This is a genomic window from Flagellimonas aquimarina, assembly GCF_003149745.1.
GTDB lineage: Bacteria > Bacteroidota > Bacteroidia > Flavobacteriales > Flavobacteriaceae > Flagellimonas > Flagellimonas aquimarina.
Genome location: NZ_QGEG01000002.1, coordinates 774,945 through 791,970 on the forward strand (window position 1 = coordinate 774,945; position 17,026 = coordinate 791,970).

Annotated in this window: 17 protein-coding genes; 4 read left to right on the forward strand and 13 right to left on the reverse strand. The window is 37.4% G+C overall.

The window, feature by feature from the left end:
- Position 1 precedes the first annotated feature (1 nt).
- The gene (locus DKG77_RS10330; protein ID WP_109662729.1) at positions 2-715 is read left to right on the forward strand and encodes a response regulator transcription factor; all 714 of its coding nucleotides are present in this window, start codon (positions 2-4) and stop codon (positions 713-715) included.
- Between the two features lie 46 nt (positions 716-761).
- Here DKG77_RS10330 and DKG77_RS10335 read toward each other — a convergent pair whose 3' ends face one another.
- From DKG77_RS10335 to DKG77_RS10375, 9 genes are read right to left on the reverse strand one after another with little or no spacing between them, the layout of a single operon-like run.
- Entirely contained in the window at positions 762-2,099 is a 1,338-nt protein-coding gene (locus DKG77_RS10335; RefSeq protein WP_109662730.1) for a GntP family permease, read from the reverse strand.
- A complete protein-coding gene (locus DKG77_RS10340) occupies positions 2,096-2,590 on the reverse strand; it encodes a gluconokinase (RefSeq protein WP_109662732.1) in 495 nt (164 codons plus the stop codon). The genes DKG77_RS10335 and DKG77_RS10340 overlap by 4 nt, the downstream gene beginning before the upstream one ends.
- Positions 2,583-3,506, reverse strand: a complete 924-nt coding sequence (miaA, locus tag DKG77_RS10345) for a tRNA (adenosine(37)-N6)-dimethylallyltransferase MiaA (protein ID WP_109662734.1) — start codon at positions 3,504-3,506, stop codon at positions 2,583-2,585. Before miaA ends, DKG77_RS10340 begins: the two co-directional genes overlap by 8 nt.
- The gene (locus DKG77_RS10350) at positions 3,503-4,342 is read right to left on the reverse strand and encodes an ion transporter (protein WP_109662736.1); all 840 of its coding nucleotides are present in this window, start codon (positions 4,340-4,342) and stop codon (positions 3,503-3,505) included. Before DKG77_RS10350 ends, miaA begins: the two co-directional genes overlap by 4 nt.
- Positions 4,339-5,700, reverse strand: a complete 1,362-nt coding sequence (locus DKG77_RS10355) for an exonuclease domain-containing protein (RefSeq protein WP_109662737.1) — start codon at positions 5,698-5,700, stop codon at positions 4,339-4,341. The genes DKG77_RS10350 and DKG77_RS10355 overlap by 4 nt, the downstream gene beginning before the upstream one ends.
- Positions 5,701-5,723: 23 nt before the next feature.
- Positions 5,724-6,383 (reverse strand): YggS family pyridoxal phosphate-dependent enzyme, encoded by a 660-nt coding sequence (locus DKG77_RS10360; RefSeq protein ID WP_109662739.1) that lies wholly within the window; start codon positions 6,381-6,383, stop codon positions 5,724-5,726.
- Between the two features lie 22 nt (positions 6,384-6,405).
- A complete protein-coding gene (locus tag DKG77_RS10365; protein WP_109662741.1) occupies positions 6,406-7,641 on the reverse strand; it encodes a DUF1015 domain-containing protein in 1,236 nt (411 codons plus the stop codon).
- 6 nt (positions 7,642-7,647) lie between these two features.
- The gene (locus tag DKG77_RS10370; RefSeq protein WP_109662742.1) at positions 7,648-8,535 is read right to left on the reverse strand and encodes a 3-hydroxyacyl-CoA dehydrogenase family protein; all 888 of its coding nucleotides are present in this window, start codon (positions 8,533-8,535) and stop codon (positions 7,648-7,650) included.
- 4 nt (positions 8,536-8,539) lie between these two features.
- A complete protein-coding gene (locus tag DKG77_RS10375; RefSeq protein WP_109662744.1) occupies positions 8,540-9,505 on the reverse strand; it encodes a Gfo/Idh/MocA family protein in 966 nt (321 codons plus the stop codon).
- 115 nt (positions 9,506-9,620) lie between these two features.
- On the opposite strand from DKG77_RS10375, the gene DKG77_RS10380 reads away from it, so the two are divergent.
- On the forward strand, positions 9,621-10,262 hold the full coding sequence (locus DKG77_RS10380) for a protein-L-isoaspartate(D-aspartate) O-methyltransferase (RefSeq protein WP_109663735.1): 642 nt from the start codon (positions 9,621-9,623) through the stop codon (positions 10,260-10,262).
- A gap of 2 nt (positions 10,263-10,264) precedes the next feature.
- Here the strand turns inward: DKG77_RS10380 and smpB are convergent, their stop codons facing one another.
- A complete protein-coding gene (gene smpB / locus DKG77_RS10385; RefSeq protein WP_109662746.1) occupies positions 10,265-10,726 on the reverse strand; it encodes an SsrA-binding protein SmpB in 462 nt (153 codons plus the stop codon).
- Between the two features lie 81 nt (positions 10,727-10,807).
- Here smpB and DKG77_RS10390 point away from each other — a divergent pair, with 81 nt between their 5' ends.
- Positions 10,808-11,551, forward strand: coding sequence for a DUF6503 family protein (locus DKG77_RS10390; RefSeq protein WP_109663737.1), 744 nt, complete (start codon positions 10,808-10,810; stop codon positions 11,549-11,551).
- Here DKG77_RS10390 and DKG77_RS10395 read toward each other — a convergent pair.
- The gene (locus tag DKG77_RS10395; protein ID WP_109662747.1) at positions 11,548-12,081 is read right to left on the reverse strand and encodes a histidine phosphatase family protein; all 534 of its coding nucleotides are present in this window, start codon (positions 12,079-12,081) and stop codon (positions 11,548-11,550) included. The genes DKG77_RS10390 and DKG77_RS10395 overlap by 4 nt on opposite strands.
- Positions 12,082-12,183: 102 nt before the next feature.
- Here DKG77_RS10395 and DKG77_RS10400 point away from each other — a divergent pair, with 102 nt between their 5' ends.
- Positions 12,184-13,647, forward strand: a complete 1,464-nt coding sequence (locus tag DKG77_RS10400; RefSeq protein ID WP_279305975.1) for a PorP/SprF family type IX secretion system membrane protein — start codon at positions 12,184-12,186, stop codon at positions 13,645-13,647.
- A gap of 9 nt (positions 13,648-13,656) precedes the next feature.
- Here the strand turns inward: DKG77_RS10400 and DKG77_RS10405 are convergent, their stop codons facing one another.
- Positions 13,657-14,253: a TetR/AcrR family transcriptional regulator gene (locus DKG77_RS10405; protein WP_109662750.1), complete on the reverse strand. Its 597-nt coding sequence runs from the start codon at positions 14,251-14,253 to the stop codon at positions 13,657-13,659.
- Positions 14,254-14,374: 121 nt separating this feature from the next.
- Complete coding sequence (gene clpB / locus DKG77_RS10410; RefSeq protein WP_109663739.1) at positions 14,375-16,975, reverse strand: ATP-dependent chaperone ClpB; 2,601 nt, start codon at positions 16,973-16,975, stop codon at positions 14,375-14,377.
- Positions 16,976-17,026 lie beyond the last annotated feature (51 nt).

Consider the following 17,026-nt stretch of genomic DNA (forward strand, 5'->3'; position numbering starts at 1 on the left):
TATGGAGACAGAGAAAAAGAAAATACTATTGGTGGAAGACGATCCTAATTTTGGGATTGTATTAAAGGATTATTTGTCCATGAACGACTTTGACGTTGTTTTGGCAAAAAATGGAATGGAAGGTTTTGAAAAATTCAAAAAGGACAATTATGATGTCTGTATTTTGGATGTTATGATGCCCTACAAAGATGGCTTCACGCTAGCAAGGGAAATAAGGGAAAAAAATGAGAATGTGCCAATTATTTTCCTTACTGCAAAAACCATGAAGGAAGACGTGCTTAAAGGATATAAAGCGGGAGCAGATGATTATTTAAATAAACCATTTGATTCTGAAGTGCTTTTAATGAAACTTAAAGCAATACTTCAAAGAAAAGCATCTAGTACATTGGCAGACAGTAAACAATTTGAATTTGAAATAGGCAATTTTCATCTAAATTCTAAACTACGTTTCTTAAAATACATGGAAGAAGAACCTGTAAAGCTTTCTCCTAAAGAAAACGAGTTGTTAAGATTGCTTGCATTGCATGAAAATGATTTAATGCCCAGAGAATTGGCATTGACAAAAATCTGGAGAGATGACAATTATTTCACCTCTAGGAGTATGGATGTATATATCGCCAAATTAAGAAAGTATTTAAAGCGCGATGACGTTGTGGAAATCTTGAACATTCACGGAGAAGGATTTAGATTGGTTGTTAAAGCAGAAAACCAATAGGAGTAATCTTCATATAAATAACAAACCACCTTTTTAGGTGGTTTTTTTATACAAAAAAGTAAAGAATGGATACGGTAAAGATTCCAACAAATGCAAGAATGGTGGTCATCATGGTCCAAGACTTAAATGTTTGCTTTTCCGTAATGCCCAAATACTGACCAACCAACCAAAAACCACTGTCATTAACATGAGAAAAGATGCTTGCCCCGGAAGCTATGGCAATTACCATACATGCAAGCTCTATTGGGCTTAATGCAGCGTTCACCAACAAAGGAGATACCAATCCGGCAGCTGTTATCATTGCTACGGTAGAAGAGCCCTGAACAATTCTAACAATAGCAGCACTTATAAACGCAAAGGCCAAAACAGGAAAACCGGCATTGCTCAAAGAAGTTGCCAGTAGTTCACCGGCACCAGTATTTGTCAAGACCTGTTTAAAAACTCCTCCCGCACCGGTAAGCAATATAATAGTGCCTGCTGGAGCCAAGGATTTACTTGTAATATCAAAAAGTTGTTGTTTGGTAAACCCTTTTCGTATTCCAAAAAAATACCAAGCCAAAATATTTGCAATAATTAAAGCTGAAAAAGGATGACCCACCAAAGCGATTCCATTTAAGACCATTTTATTGGTTATTCCCATTACACCAGTTGAGACTATGGTGTTCAAAAGGATAAGGACGATGGGGAAAGCAATGATCAGCAAAGTTTGCCCAATAGGAGGCAATGTTGGTGGGTCCTTACTCTCGACCAGTTTAGGGGCTTCCACAAATATCTTTTTTGATATATATCGACCAAATAGCAAACCTGCAATCAAAGCAGTTGGAATACCAGCTAAAAAACCAACCAATATAACCCACCCCAAATCAGCCCCTATAATATCCGCAACTGCAATAGGGCCGGGAGTGGGAGGGATGAAGGCGTGCGTTATGGCCAGTCCTGCAAGTAAAGGTATTGCATACAGTAAAAGTGATTTGCCGGTTTTACGCTGTAATGCGTAGATCATAGGAACAAGAATAATAAATGCTACATCAAAAAAAACGGGTATAGCTATTAAAAAACCAGAAATCACCATTGCGGATGGCGCTTTTTTCAACCCAAATTTAGATACCATAAAATCTGCTATGGTCTTTGCTCCACCAGAGGCCTCTAAGATTCCTCCGAACATTGCGCCCAGACCTACCACAGTGGCCACAAAGCCTAAAGTACTGCCCATTCCATCCTGAATGGTTTTGATGATTTCATTTGCATTTAAACCTGCTATGAGTCCAACGGTAATGCTGCCTATCAGGAGTGCTATGAAAGCATTGATACGTAATTTTAAAATTAAAAATAAGAGTACGGCAATACCGCCTAAAACGGCTATTAACAAATTGGTTTCAATCATTGTAGTTGGTTTGTTATTTCTTGTACAATCAGGTCTGGAGTTAAAGAAATGGGGACTGTAATGGCTTTTTCGGGCGCTTCAAGAGTATCAAATTGTGATTTAAGAAGTTTCAGTGGCATAAAGTGTCCCTTTCTGCTTTCCAATCTTGATTTGATAAGTTCAAATGAACCTTTCAAATAAATGAACTCAAGACTTCCTTTCATGTCTTCCAACAGAATGTCTCGGTAACTTTTTTTAAGGGCAGAGCAAGCAATTATTGCCCCTTGGGACTTGTGTTCTTTTGCCAACTCGTTTAATCTTATGAGCCATCCCTTTCTATCATCATCATTTAGTGGGTTTCCTGCCTTCATTTTTTTTATGTTGGCCTCTGGGTGAAAGTCATCTCCATCAAAAAAAGGAATTTGCAGTGTCTTGGATAACAGTTTGCCAATGGTAGACTTTCCGGTTCCAGATACGCCCATTATAACATATACCCTTTTAATATTAGGCATGCGGATTTAATTTAAGTTCATTAGTGATTTTTTCAAGGATAAGTGACGGTTCAGTATTATAATCCACCCAAAGAATATGCTTATTTTTTCTTAGCCATGTTAATTGCCTTTTGGCAAAACGCCTCGTATTTTTCTTGATTTCTGAAATAGCAAAATCCAAAGAAGAACTACCGTCAAGATACGCAAAGAGCTCTTTGTACCCTACAGTTTGCAGCGCATTAAGGTCTCTGTGCGGATATAGTTTTTTTGCTTCATCCAATAACCCATCTTTAATCATTGTGTCTACTCGTTGGTTAATGCGCTCATAGATTACCTCTCTATCCGCTTTAATGCCAACATAAAAAGAATTGAAATTTTTCTTTTCTCTTTTCTGATTCAAGAACGAGGAGTATGGTTTTTTGGCGGTTATACAAACTTCCAAAGCCCGTATTACCCTATGGGCGTTATGAATATCCACTAAATTATAGTATTTCGGGTCCTTGGCATTTAGTTCTTCTTGCAAAGATTTTAAGCCCTCATTTTCAAGCCTTTGATTTAAAGAGTGCCTCAACTCTAGATCTATATCAGGAAATTCATCTAACCCGTTTACTACAGCATCAACATAAAGGCCGCTTCCGCCCACCATAACAACATAATCCTTGTCTTGGAAAAGTGTATCTATTCTTACGGTCGCTTCCTTTTCAAAGTCCCCTACGGAATAAGGTTCAAAAATACTCTTGTGTTGGATAAAGTGATGTGGAACGGCTTGCAACTCCGCTTTGGATGGCACTGCAGTACCTATGTTCATTTCTTTGAAGAATTGGCGAGAGTCTGCAGAAATGATCTCGGTTTTAAAATGTGTTGCAAGTGTAATTCCCAATTTGGTCTTTCCAATTGCGGTAGGCCCAACCACTGTAATCAAAGTTTTTAAACTCATAACAAATCTCCGCACTTATAACAGTTTGAAGCATCATCACGATGACCTTCGGAAGCACAACTGGGGCAAGCTTGCGTGTTTGTATGGACAAGACTATTTCCTTTTTTGCCTTTTCCATGTCTTGAAAACTCGACTGTGACAATGCCAGTGGGCACCGCAATGATTCCATATCCCATAATCATGATTACCGTGGCCAGAAACTGCCCTAAATTGGTTTGAGGAGCAATATCCCCATAACCTACAGTGGTCAATGTTACTATCGTCCAATAAATACTTCGGGGAATACTGGTAAAACCAGCCTCATCATCTTCAATAAGATACATGATCGTACCCATAATTACGGAAAGAATCAAAACAACATAGATAAAAACCGCTATTTTGGCCCTACTGGCCTTTAATGCCGCTTTTAGTTGAGATGCCTCTCCCATAAACTTTACAAGCTTTAATATTCTGAAAACCCGCAGGAGACGGAAAGCTCTTACGGCCAACAAAACTTGAGAACCAGCAAGAATATATGAAAGATAAAGTGGGATGGTCGATACAAAATCAATGATACCATAGAGGCTAAAGACATACTTCAATGGTTTTTTAATGCTAATGAGTCTTGCAATGTATTCCAGGGTAAAAAAAATGGTAACCACCCATTCTAAGGTCAATAGAATCTTATGGTAATGCAAGTCCACTTCCTTTATGCTTTCCAGCATCACAAGAATTACACTAAGCACAATCAGAACAAAAAGGACAATGTCAAAAAACTTTCCTAAAGGTGTGTCCGCTTCATAAATGATTTCATGAAGCGTATTTTTCCAACCAGAATGTATTTTATGCTCTTTCAAAGGGCAGGCGTTAATTCCAAAACCTTGAGTTTGTTATTTTTTCTCAAATAGGATTCTATGATAAAAGATGTGTTTTCGTCGCTCGTTATTGGGGTAATAATGGATTCTAAGATATGAATATTATTTATTTGGTGATTAAGTTCTACATAACCAAAGCCTTTTAGGGCTCCATTTTTAATCAATATAAGGCTACGTTCTCCAATTTCCCTGCCTTGGTCCAATAATGCGATGCTCTTATCAACAACACTATATTTATAAAATACCGCTTCTATTTTTTGATTGTATTCAAAAACATCCTCAACATCCGCACACCCATCCATGCAACCATTTTTTGCATGTTCACAAATTACATCTAGCCCTAAGGAGGTTGGGCATAGTTTAAACTCAGTACTTATTTTGCTGAGAAAACTTTTTGCTGAAGGAATACCGTTAAAACCAATGTTCTTGTCTTTTTGATGTTTATGGTGCACAACATCCAAGGTAATGTGAGGAGTGCCGTTTTTTGAAAAATTAATTACATGGGAAAAGAGCTTTTTCTTTGTAATGGTATTGTATTTGGGCTTGGTCCTTTTTAATTCTTGATATTCTTTTAAAATAGCAACCAGTTCACTACCTGTATGTTCATAGCTTACCTTTTTAGTTTCTTTCTGTAATTTTCTTGCTAATTGCCCAACATTTGTAAAATGTTGGTTTACTCTTCGTTTAATATCCTTTGTTTTTCCAAGAAAAATAATATCCCCATCCTTGTCATGCATATAATATACACCTGTTTTTGATGGTAAATCGGAAACGATATCCAACTGTTTTGGTGACAGTTCTCCGTGGGCTTCTTCACGAATCACTTCTTTGATGATGGTTTTTTCTGAATCTTTATCTAACAGCAGTTTGAATAGTTTTAGAGTTGCTATTGCATCGCCATTTGCCCTGTGGCGATCACTCATGGGAATGCCCAAAGAACGGACAAGTTTGCCTAAACTGTGCGACTCAGCATCCGGAAGTAATTTTTTTGAGAGGTCAACCGTACAAAGTGTCTTTCTTTGAAAATCATAGCCTAATCTTCTAAATTCTGTTCGAAGTATCCTGTAATCAAATTGGGCGTTGTGAGCAACAATAACAGCGCCATCTGTAATTTCTATAATACGTTTTGCCACTTCATGGAACTTTGGTGCGGAACGTAACATCTTGTTGTTTATTCCTGTAAGTTTAACCACGAACGGCTGAATTTCTCTTTCTGGATTTATTAAACCAATAAATTTATCCACTACTTTATGGCCATCAAACTTGTGGATTGCAATCTCCATGATACCTTCCTCATTGTATTTTCCTCCGGTGCTTTCGATATCGAGTATGACGTACATGAAAAATGCTGAAAAAATATGAATTATGAATAGTTACGGGCTCCAAAGATACTACTTCCAATTCGCACCATAGTACTTCCTTCTTCAATGGCAATGGCATAATCACCACTCATACCCATTGAAAGTACAGGGATATCAGGAAGTTTTTGCTTTAAGTCATCAAAAATGGATTTTAACGAAGCAAATTCTTTTCTTATCTGTCTTTCATCTTTAGTAAAGGTGGCCATGCCCATTAGACCAACAACTTTGATATTTTCTAATGCCATAAAATCATGGGAGTTGATAACGGCATAAAGTTCGGTTTTGTCCAGTCCAAACTTGGTTTCTTCCTCAGCTATGTGCATTTGAAGCAAGCAAGGAATTACACGATCATATTTTTTAGCTTGTTTATTGATTTCCAGAAGCAATCTAAAACTGTCTACGCCATGGATCAAGGAAACAAATTCGGCCATGTATTTTACTTTATTGCGTTGCACATGCCCGATCATATGCCATTTAATATCCTTAGGTAATGTTTCCCATTTCTGGGTCATTTCTTGAATTTTGTTTTCCCCAAAAACCCGTTGTCCAGCTTCATAAGCTTCTAGAATGGCCTCATTGGGTTTGGTTTTGGAAACCGCAACAAGAGTTACTTCCTTTGGAAGTTTGTCTTTTATAGCTGTAAGATTATCTTTTATTGACATACGTTTTTAGTATTCAATTCTTTCAAAATTCATAGATAGCTAACCCACTTCTTAGTTTAGGCTCTATATAGGTGCTTTTTGGGGGCATCACCAATCCTGCATCTGCAATGGCCTTAATTTCATTTATGTTGATAGGGACAAGGCTAAATCCCACTGCAAATTTCCCATTGTCAATAGCGTCCTTCATCCCAATAACATTGTGCTTTCCATAGCCATAAGAAATACGTTTGTCATTGCGTAAGTCATGGATTCCCAAGACGGGCTCTAAAATGGTCTTGTACAGTATTTGAGTATCCAACTCACTTAGGGCATCAGTGAATTGGTATACTTTCTTCCTTAGATAAAGTGAATAAAATTCGCCATCCAAATACATGCTAAAATGATGTTTTTGAGTGGGTTTATAGAGTCCATCGTCTTTTTTTTCAATCCTGAAATAGGTGTCCAATTTAATCAAGAACTCATTTTTAGTATAACCATTTAAGTCCTTGACCATCCTGTTAAATTCGTATATCCTGATTTCGGACTCAGGAATGAGATAGGTCATAAAATAATTATAAGCTTCCTTGCCCGTATGAGACTTGTGCTCTGATTTCATTTTTTCTGCCAACAGATTAGACGAAGCGCTTCTGTGGTGGCCATCCGCAATGTATAGGGCATCTATTTTAGAAAATTCGGATTGCAGTTTGTCAATGGCTTGCTTGTCCGCTATTTTCCAAAGTTTGTGACTTATTTTATCTGTAGTTGTGAAATTGTATTGAGGTTCTTGTTCTGTTTCTTTTTTTAATAGTTTACTTACAGATTCATTTTCGGCATAGGTCATTAACACGGGCTCTGCATTAAACCCTACCGTATTCAGATAGTCTGCAAAGAGCTCTTCCCTATGTTGAATGGTATCCTCGTGTTTTTTGATAACATCGTTCTGATAATCCAATACACTACAGGCACAAAAGAGCCCCAGCGTTTTGAATTTTCCTTTTGATATTTGATAGAGGTAAAAAGATGCTTCCTCGTCTTTTTGGAAGATGTTGTCCTCCAAAAATTCTAGATATCTGTTATACACAAGTTTAAACCGTTCTTTGCCTGCAATGCTTTCATGGAATTTATATCCTGGGTTAATAATGTGCAGGAAAGAGAAAGGATTGTACTTCAGTTGAGATTTTAATTCATCCTTAGAATACTCTTGATAAGAGCGAGAAGCTACAAAAGAAGCTTTATCCCTTGTTGGGCGAATGGCTTTAAATGGTTTTACATGGGCCATTAAGGTTTAATTAAATTGTGTTGAGACTCTTTCCGCTTTTCTTGATTCTGAATAATCATAAAATCCTTCGCCAGACTTTACCCCTAATTCACCTGCCATGACCATATTAACCAATAGGGGGCATGGGGCATATTTTGGGTTCTTAAACCCATCATACATTACATTCAAGATAGAAAGACAAACATCTAAACCAATGAAGTCCGCTAATTGCAATGGTCCCATGGGGTGGGCCATACCTAATTTCATTACGGTATCAATTTCCTGAACTCCGGCTACACCATTGTATAAGGTCTCAATAGCTTCATTGATCATTGGCATGAGAATTCTATTGGCCACAAACCCTGGATAATCATTTACTTCGGTTGGGGTCTTGCCTAATTTTGCTGATAATTCCATAATGGTTTTTGTAACCATATCAGATGTACTATACCCACGAATAATTTCTACCAGTTTCATAATGGGTACAGGGTTCATAAAATGCATGCCAATTACCTTATCTGGACGGTTTGTTGCCGCTGCAATTTGGGTTATTGATATGGATGAAGTATTTGTGGCCAAAATGGTTTTGGCATCGCAAACCTCATCTAAATCTTTAAAAATCTTAAGTTTAATAGTTAGATTTTCTGTGGCGGCCTCAACAACTAAATCTGTTCCCGAGACACCTTCTTTTAAATCTGTATATGTTGAAATGTTACCTAATGTTTCCTCTTTGTCCTTTTCTGATATGGAGGTTTTGGCCAGCATACGGTCCAAATTCTTGGTGATGGTTGCCAAACCTTTTTCTAAAGATGCTTGCGCAATATCTATAAGATGTACTTGAAATCCATTTTGCGCAAAAACATGAGCAATTCCATTACCCATTGTTCCGGCTCCAATTACTGCAATAGTTTTCATTAAATTATTTTTTAAACGATTCTATAATTTGAAGGGCTACACGTAAGGCTTGTGTTCCTTGTTTTAGGGTTACCACTGGATCTGTGTTGTTCTTAATGGCATCTGCAAAAGTTTCAAGCTCATCCAATATGGCGTTGTTGGTTTCAATATCTGGGTTTTCAAAATAGATTTGCTTTTTTTCACCTTCTGCATTTTGCAGAACCATATCAAAATCTCCAGGATTTTCTGGAGCGTCCTTCATTTTTACCACTTCAACTTTCTTTTCCAAAAAATCTACCGAGATATAAGCATCTTGCTGGAAAAACCTGGATTTCCGCATGTTTTTAAGGGAAATTCTACTAGAAGTAAGATTTGCTACGCAGCCATTTTCAAACTCGATTCTTGCATTGGCTATATCCGGTGATTTGCTTATTACAGAAACCCCACTGGCATTGATTTGCTTTACTTCGGATTTTACCACACTCAATATTACATCAATATCATGAATCATTAAGTCCAATACTACGGGGACATCGGTTCCTCTTGGATTAAACTCAGCTAGCCGATGGGTTTCAATGAACATGGGTGTTTCAATATTGTCCTTTACCGCCAAAAATGCGGGGTTAAAGCGTTCTACGTGTCCAACCTGACCTTTTATGTTATGCTCATGAGCTAATTTCAATAATTCTTCAGCCTCCTCAAAAGTATTGGTAATGGGCTTTTCAATAAAGATATGCTTCCCTTTTTCAATGGCCTTTTTGGCGCAATCAAAATGGGATAGGGTAGGCGTAACGATATCCACAACATCTACCGAACCAATAAGCGTATTGATGTTTTCAAAATAAGTGTACCCAAATTCATCCGCTACTTTTTTCGCGTTGATTTCATCTGGGTCGTAAAACCCTACTAGTTCATAGTTGCTGGATTCATTTAAGAGCCTGAGGTGAATTTTACCCAAATGTCCTGCACCTAGGACACCAACTTTTAGCATATGTACTGTTTTTGTCAAAAATAAGGATATGGTACCACTCTTCCATAAAAATAAGAAGTCAACTAGTTATAAAATTAGTGGAGAACTTTATAAATTCGTGTACCAGACCAAAAACATGAAAGATACTTTAAAGCATAGGGGTATGCGGAACAAGTTGGCCGAATTGTTGTCAGCTAAAGGAATACAGGATTCAAAAGTTTTAGATGCCATAAAAACAATACCACGGCACTTGTTCTTAGATAGTAGTTTTGAAGACCATGCATATCAAGACAAAGCATTTCCCATTGGGGCTGAACAAACCATTTCCCAGCCATATACAGTTGCTTTTCAAACAGAATTGCTCAATTTAAAACCCAATGATTCTGTTTTGGAAATAGGTACTGGAAGTGGGTATCAAACCGCTGTATTACTCCACTTAAGAGCTAAGGTGTATACTATAGAAAGACAGCGGGAACTTTTTAAAAAAACCAAACTGTTTTTTAGTAAAATGAATTACCGCCCTAAAAAGGTCATTTTTGGTGATGGATACAAAGGATTGCCAGAAGAAGCTCCTTTTGATGGCATAATTGTTACCGCTGGGGCCCCCGAAGTTCCAAAGCCGTTAATGTCCCAGTTGAAAGTAGGAGGACGTTTGGTTATTCCTGTTGGGGTTGAAGAGCAAATTATGACACTTTTTACAAGAAAATCTGAAAAAGAATTTGAAAAGCAAGAATTGGGCTCTTTCCGATTTGTACCCTTATTAGAAAATAAAAATTGAAGTTATTGATTAAAATTCTTCTTAATCCTGGATAAATCTTTCTTATTGTCCCTGTCCTTTATTGTTTCACGTTTGTCGTACAATTTTTTACCCTTTGCCAGCCCTACGTTTACTTTGGCCAATCCTCTTTCATTAATGAAAAGATTAAGCGGAATTATAGTGAGTCCTGAGGTTGTAACCTCCTTACGTAATTTTTTTAATTCTTTTCTATTGAGCAATAACTTGCGCTCTGCCTTGGGTTTGTGGTTATAATGCCCTCCATGGCTATATTCATCAACTTGCATGTTAATAACAAAGAGTTCCCCCTTATCATTAAATTCGCAAAAACTCTGGGACAATGATGCTTTGCCTAAACGGATGGATTTTATTTCAGTACCTCCCAAAACAATCCCGGCCGTATAGGTGTCCAAAATTTCATAATCAAATCTGGCCCGTTTGTTCTTTATGTTAATATTTTTCTGCATTGTTGGCAAAAATAGAAACTCTTATCCAAGAAAATTGTAATGTTACAATAGATTTTACGATTATCAATGAAAACCAAACTAATGAAAAGACTTTTTGTTGTAGCTCTATTGCTTTTATCTTTTGCCTGCAAAGAAAAACCCAAACCAAGTTTTACCGCTCAAGAAGTTGTGGACAAATCCATAGAAGATAGTGGAGGAAGCCTTTATGCCGATCATGGCACGTCATTTTTATTTAGGGATAGAAAGTATATCTCTGAGAGTGCTGGGGGGAAGAAAGTATTAAAACGCATCTCCTTTTTGGACTCCGTTACTATAACCGATGTTAAAACCAACTCGGCTTTTAAGCGTTATATGAATGATACAATTATAAATTTATCTGATTCCATTGCAAACAGGTATGCTAATTCTGTTAACTCGGTACATTATTTTGCCAGGCTTCCATACGGTTTAAACGACCAAGCGGTTAGCAAAGAGCTTTTAGGAGAGGAAACAATAAAGGGAAAAAACTATTATAAGGTCAAAGTCACATTTGATCAAAATAACGGAGGTAAGGATTTTGATGATGTTTATGTATACTGGTTCAATAAGGAAACATTTAAGCCAGACTATTTAGCCTATGATTTTCATGTAAACGGCGGTGGCCAACGTTTTCGCGAAGCTTATAATGAACGTTATGTTAATGGCATTCGTTTTGTAGATTATAATAACTACAAGGCCAAAATAAAGGAAACTTCCATTTTTGAAACAGGAAATTTATTTGAAAAAGGAGAACTGGAGCTACTTTCTAAAATAGAGCTTTTAGAAATAGAGGTAACTAAAAATTAATCCATTTTTAGACGAATATCAGTTGCTACTCCATCAATGATTCTAACAATGAAGAGGCTACTGTTGTCATGGTCGTCCATATGTTCGTATTTTTCGATCTCAAGAAGATTATTCACAAAGTTTGGGGTTGAGTTACTGTGGCCCACAACCAATACATTAAGTCCTTCGTTCGAGGTTTTAAATGCTTCAATATCTACTGATTTTGGGTCGTAATACTTTACGTCAATATCTTTTTTAACAGATGTTGGTGCTGCGGTCATTGAGGTACGCTCATAGTTGGTGGAGTATATCACATCTAAATCAATAGGGTCAAAAACTTCGGCCCAATGTATGGCCCTGCCTAAACCATCTTGATTTAATTCGGGATCATTGTTTTCAGGGTCCGTTCTATCCTTTTCCGCATGTCTTATAAAATAGAAAGTGGAAACCACCGGTTCTTTGGTATTTTCCATATCTTTATTGGAGTCATTGCAACTAATACTTCCAACAATAAAAATTGTAATTGCAATTATAAGTTTGGTCGTTCTCATGATTACTATTCTAAAGGTCCCTCTTATGTTATATTTATGATGTTTAAATGTAACATTTAATTTTCGTTTTCTTGTATGCTTAAGTCCGTGGTTTGTATTATAATGCTTTTAATGGCCGCATCTATCTGGTCGCAGGAGAGGACACTCCCCCCTGATGTTAGACAACATAACCTTACTCAATTCAATTCAAATCTGTTAAATGCATCTTATGGTACCGATTGGAACAATCCCAATTCTTTTTCCATCTGGACACGATGGCAATGGCAGACTGTGGATGGAGACCCAACCAGCATATTTGCTAACTATACCCACCAACTTAATCAAAAATCAGTTTTGGGGATTGGTTTCTTGCAACATAATACAGGAATTTTTGTAGATGTTGGGGCCAATATTAACTATGCGTACAATTTTGTGTTTGAAGATAATATTAAACTAATAGTTGGAGCTAACCTATTTGGGTTTCAAGAAAAATTGGCAGATGATCGTTTTGTTCCAGATCCAGATATTGATTTGCCACAATTAGAGGGTACAAATGCTTTTATTGTCCTTTTTTCTCCAGGAATACGATTGCAAGTAAACCAGTTCAATTTAGGATTGGCCGTGGAAAATGCGTTGGATTATAATTTTTCTGACAATGCAGGAAGAGGAGGAGATTTAAGAATATTGACAGGTACGTTAAGCAATGATTTTCCCGTAAACGTATTTTCAAATGAAAGCAACAGTTTTGTAAGACCAATTGTTTATGTAAGGGCAATACCAGACCATGATACTCAGTTTGGAATCAATGGATTGTTTTCAACATCTAAATTCTGGGTACAGGGAGGTTATAACAGTTTTTATGGAGTTTCTGGAGGGTTGGGAGCAACTTTTGCCAAGCAATTATCTATTGGCGGTTTATTGGAATTTGGTACGGATTCTCCCTTAAGTGATGAAGACCCTACTTTTGAATTGATTGCTTCCTATCATTTTGGAAAAACGGATAACCGTAAAAAAGTTGTTGGCTTTGATGTTGAAAAAGAAGATGCTTTAGCTTTGGAACGAATAAGAGCTGAAGAAGAGGAACAACAGCGCAAGAAAGCTGAAGAAATAGCGCTGACCGAAAGGAAAAGAGTGGAGCAGGAGCAAATAGAAAAGACTAAAAGAGAAGAGGAACTATTGATCAGACAACAATTTATAAGAGATTCCATTACCAAAGTTCAACTGGCCGCTTTAAAATTAAAAGAAGAGCAAAAGAAATTGGATAGCATTGCCAAATTGCAGAAGGAACAAAATGTTGAAGTACGACCTAACGAAAAATATGAAGAGGTCGCCAATGCAGAAGGGCTGGAGCCAGGATTTTACTTAATTGCCAATGTTTTTGGTACAAAAAAATATTTTGACAACTTCATGATTGCCCTCAGGAAAAAGGGATTGAATCCAAAATCTTTCTACAGAAGTTTAAATAAGTACAATTATGTTTATTTAGATCGCTATAACAGTATGAATGAAGCCCGCAAAGCTCGAGACAGTAAGTTTTTTGGAAAATACCCAGATAAAACTTGGATTTTCAGAGTTAGAGGAAAGTAAAGGGCAGGGCTATTTTTTTATCTCCTTTTTTACCAGTTGTTCTAAATAGGCAATGGTATTTACCAAATACTTTCGATCTCTTGTCATTGTTGACATGGCTATTGCCCCTTGAAGCATGGTAAACAATTGTTTTGCAAATTGGAGAGGTGGAACAGGTAAATGAATTTCCCCTTGTTTTATACCATTTTCTAAAACCAGTGCTATTTTGCCCTCTATTTCTTTGATGGTTTCTTTAACAGCAGCAGAAAGTTGGCTATTGTTATTTTGTGCATCTACTCCTACATTTAGAATTGGGCAGCCACCAAAAGGAAGCGTAAAAACATCATATTGTCTATAAAAACGTATGAGAGAAAAAAGCTTGTCCAATGATTTACCTTCTATATTGAGTTTTTCATCAACAATGGCCAAAAGGTGACTGCGGTTATATTCAAAAGCAGATAATGCTAAAGCTTCCTTATTTTCAAAGTTCCCATAAATAGCACCTTTGGTGAGACCGGTAGCTTCTGTAAGATCGCTCATACTGGTGCCAACATATCCAAACTTGTTAAAAATTGGAGCTACGGTCTCAATAATATATGCGGTGGTACGTTCTGCTTTTTTGGTCATAGTGGTTCTGGCTAGTGCATGGCTGATGCTAATATATAAAAAACATATACTGTATGGTATTTTAAAAAAGAAATGCCCTTACTTTTAACAAAGTAAGGGCATTAATCAGTTGAAAATTAGATTATTTCACTAATTCGTTTTGATTTCTAAAGACAAGTTGTTCATCAAATGAATCTAGAAGAACAATACTTTCTGCTTTTATTTTACCAGATAGCAGTTCTTTAGACAAGTTGTTCAAGACCTCCTTTTGGATAAGTCTTTTTACAGGTCTTGCTCCAAATTGAGGATCGTACCCTTTTTCTGCTAGATAATCGATAGCTTCATCTGTGGCATCCAAGGTAATGTGTTGTTTAGATACCATTTTCTTCAATTGTTCTAGTTGGAGCCCTACAATTGCTCTAATATTGGATTTATCCAAAGGAGTGAACATGATAATATCATCTATCCTGTTTAAAAACTCTGGACGAACCGTTTTTCGCAACAATCCCATAACTTCAACACGCGCTGCACTGGCTGCACTTTGAACATCCAATGCATCTTCAAACTTCTCTTGGATGATTTGACTGCCCATATTGCTGGTCATGATAATAATGGAATTCTTGAAATCAGCTACGCGCCCTTTATTATCCGTTAATCTTCCTTCGTCCAAAACTTGCAACAGGATGTTGAATGTGTCTGGGTGTGCCTTTTCAATTTCGTCTAAAAGAACTACAGAGTATGGTTTTCTTCTAACCGCTTCTGTTAGTTGTCCTCCTTCGTCATAACCAACATATCCAGGAGGCGCGCCCACCAACCTGCTTACGGAATGACGCTCTTGATACTCACTCATATCTATCCGCGTGATGGCGTTTTCATCATCAAACAAATAGGCGGCCAGTGTTTTTGCCAATTCGGTTTTACCTACACCGGTGTTTCCTAAAAAGAGGAAAGAGCCAATAGGTTTTTTAGCATCTTGCAACCCTGCTCTACTTCTTCTAATTGCATCAGAAACAGCTATGATCGCTTCTTCTTGGCCCACAACACGCTTATGTAGCACATCTTCCAATTGCAGGAGTTTTTCACGTTCGCTTTGCAACATTTTGGTAACGGGAATACCAGTCCATTTGGCCACTACTTCTGCTATGTCCTCATTGGTCACCTCTTCCTTGATAAGCGTTCCTGCGCTTTGCTGATTAGCCAACTCATCTTGCAGTTTTTCCAATCTTTCTTGCGACTCCTTTATTTTGCCATAGCGCAGTTCTGCGACTTTGCCATAATCTCCATTGCGTTCGGCACGTTCAGCTTCCAATTTAAAGTTTTCAATATCCTGTTTGGTTTTCTGGATATTGTCCACAACGGTCTTTTCGCTTTCCCACTTAGCAAAAATCTCATTTCTCTCTTCTTTAAGATTGGCAAGTTCTAGATTTAAGCTTTGTAGTTTGGCCTTGTCATTCTCTCGTTTTATGGCTTCAATCTCAATTTCCAACTGCATAATTTTTCGGTCCAGCACGTCCAACTCTTCTGGTTTGGAATTGATTTCCATCCGTAGTTTAGATGCTGCTTCATCCATGAGGTCGATAGCCTTGTCCGGTAGAAAACGATTTGTTATGTAGCGTTGTGAAAGTTCTACAGCAGAAATTACTGCTTCATCTTTTATCCTGACCTTGTGGTGCGCTTCATATTTTTCCTTTATTCCTCTTAAGATGGATATAGCGCTTTCCGTATCTGGTTCGTCTATGACTACTTTTTGAAACCTACGCTCTAGCGCCTTGTCCTTTTCAAAATATTTTTGATACTCATCCAGTGTTGTTGCCCCAATAGCTCTAAGTTCTCCTCGTGCCAATGCGGGTTTTAAAATGTTTGCTGCGTCCATTGCTCCCTGACCGCCACCTGCACCAACAAGCGTATGTATTTCATCAATAAAAAGTACAATATCTCCATCTGAAGAGGTTACTTCCTTAATAACCGATTTTAACCGCTCTTCAAATTCACCCTTGTACTTGGCTCCAGCGATTAGCGCTCCCATATCCAAAGAATAAATGGTCTTGTTTTTAAGGTTTTCTGGGATGTCCCCTTGAACTATTCTATGGGCCAGCCCTTCAGCGATGGCTGTTTTACCTACACCTGGCTCACCCACTAGCATGGGATTGTTCTTTGTTCTTCTCGATAGAATTTGCAAAACCCTTCTTATTTCTTCATCTCTACCAATTACTGGGTCTAGCTTACCACTGTCTGCAAGTTGATTAAGGTTTTTTGCGTATTTATCTAATGAATTGTAGGTGTTCTCTGCGCTTTGCGAGGTTACCTTTCCACCTTTTCTTAATTCTTGAATAGCTGCATTTAAGTCTTTTTCTGTAACTCCCTGATCCTTTAAAATCTGGGCTATTTTACTTTTTGACTTAAAAATAGCAAGCAACAAATGTTCAATAGATACAAATTCATCGCCTTGCTTTTTTGCTATGATGCTGGCTTCATTCAAAGACTTACCCGCTTCTCTAGAGAGCATTATCTCGCCTCCAGATACTTTGGAGAAACTTTCCAATTCCTTATCAAGAATTTGATTGAGCAGTGCTGTATTCACATTTAATTTTTTTAGAATAAATGGTAGTACATTTTCGTCTACTTCAGCTATAGCCTTAAATAGATGCTCATTTTCTATTTGTTGATGTCCATGCCCCTGGGCAAGCTGTTGCGCTTGCTGTACGGCTTCTTGTGATTTTATAGTGTAATTGTTGAAATTCATTTTCAATTGTTTTTTTGTTTCTAACATTTCAACAACCTTACCATTACAAGG

What these genes read in the sequence shown, in the direction of transcription:
- DKG77_RS10390 (WP_109663737.1), top strand. Translation starts at nt 10,808, where the DNA reads ATGAAAAGACTTTTTGTTGTAGCTCTATTGCTTTTATCTTTTGCCTGC.
- DKG77_RS10400 (WP_279305975.1), top strand. Translation starts at nt 12,184, where the DNA reads ATGCTTTTAATGGCCGCATCTATCTGGTCGCAGGAGAGGACACTCCCC.
- DKG77_RS10355 (WP_109662737.1), bottom strand. Translation starts at nt 5,700, where the DNA reads ATGTACGTCATACTCGATATCGAAAGCACCGGAGGAAAATACAATGAG.
- DKG77_RS10365 (WP_109662741.1), bottom strand. Translation starts at nt 7,641, where the DNA reads ATGGCCCATGTAAAACCATTTAAAGCCATTCGCCCAACAAGGGATAAA.
- DKG77_RS10370 (WP_109662742.1), bottom strand. Translation starts at nt 8,535, where the DNA reads ATGAAAACTATTGCAGTAATTGGAGCCGGAACAATGGGTAATGGAATT.
- DKG77_RS10375 (WP_109662744.1), bottom strand. Translation starts at nt 9,505, where the DNA reads ATGCTAAAAGTTGGTGTCCTAGGTGCAGGACATTTGGGTAAAATTCAC.
- DKG77_RS10340 (WP_109662732.1), bottom strand. Translation starts at nt 2,590, where the DNA reads ATGCCTAATATTAAAAGGGTATATGTTATAATGGGCGTATCTGGAACC.
- DKG77_RS10360 (WP_109662739.1), bottom strand. Translation starts at nt 6,383, where the DNA reads ATGTCAATAAAAGATAATCTTACAGCTATAAAAGACAAACTTCCAAAG.
- clpB (WP_109663739.1), bottom strand. Translation starts at nt 16,975, where the DNA reads ATGAATTTCAACAATTACACTATAAAATCACAAGAAGCCGTACAGCAA.
- DKG77_RS10335 (WP_109662730.1), bottom strand. Translation starts at nt 2,099, where the DNA reads ATGATTGAAACCAATTTGTTAATAGCCGTTTTAGGCGGTATTGCCGTA.
- DKG77_RS10330 (WP_109662729.1), top strand. Translation starts at nt 2, where the DNA reads ATGGAGACAGAGAAAAAGAAAATACTATTGGTGGAAGACGATCCTAAT.
- DKG77_RS10395 (WP_109662747.1), bottom strand. Translation starts at nt 12,081, where the DNA reads ATGAGAACGACCAAACTTATAATTGCAATTACAATTTTTATTGTTGGA.
- DKG77_RS10380 (WP_109663735.1), top strand. Translation starts at nt 9,621, where the DNA reads ATGAAAGATACTTTAAAGCATAGGGGTATGCGGAACAAGTTGGCCGAA.
- DKG77_RS10405 (WP_109662750.1), bottom strand. Translation starts at nt 14,253, where the DNA reads ATGACCAAAAAAGCAGAACGTACCACCGCATATATTATTGAGACCGTA.
- miaA (WP_109662734.1), bottom strand. Translation starts at nt 3,506, where the DNA reads ATGAGTTTAAAAACTTTGATTACAGTGGTTGGGCCTACCGCAATTGGA.
- smpB (WP_109662746.1), bottom strand. Translation starts at nt 10,726, where the DNA reads ATGCAGAAAAATATTAACATAAAGAACAAACGGGCCAGATTTGATTAT.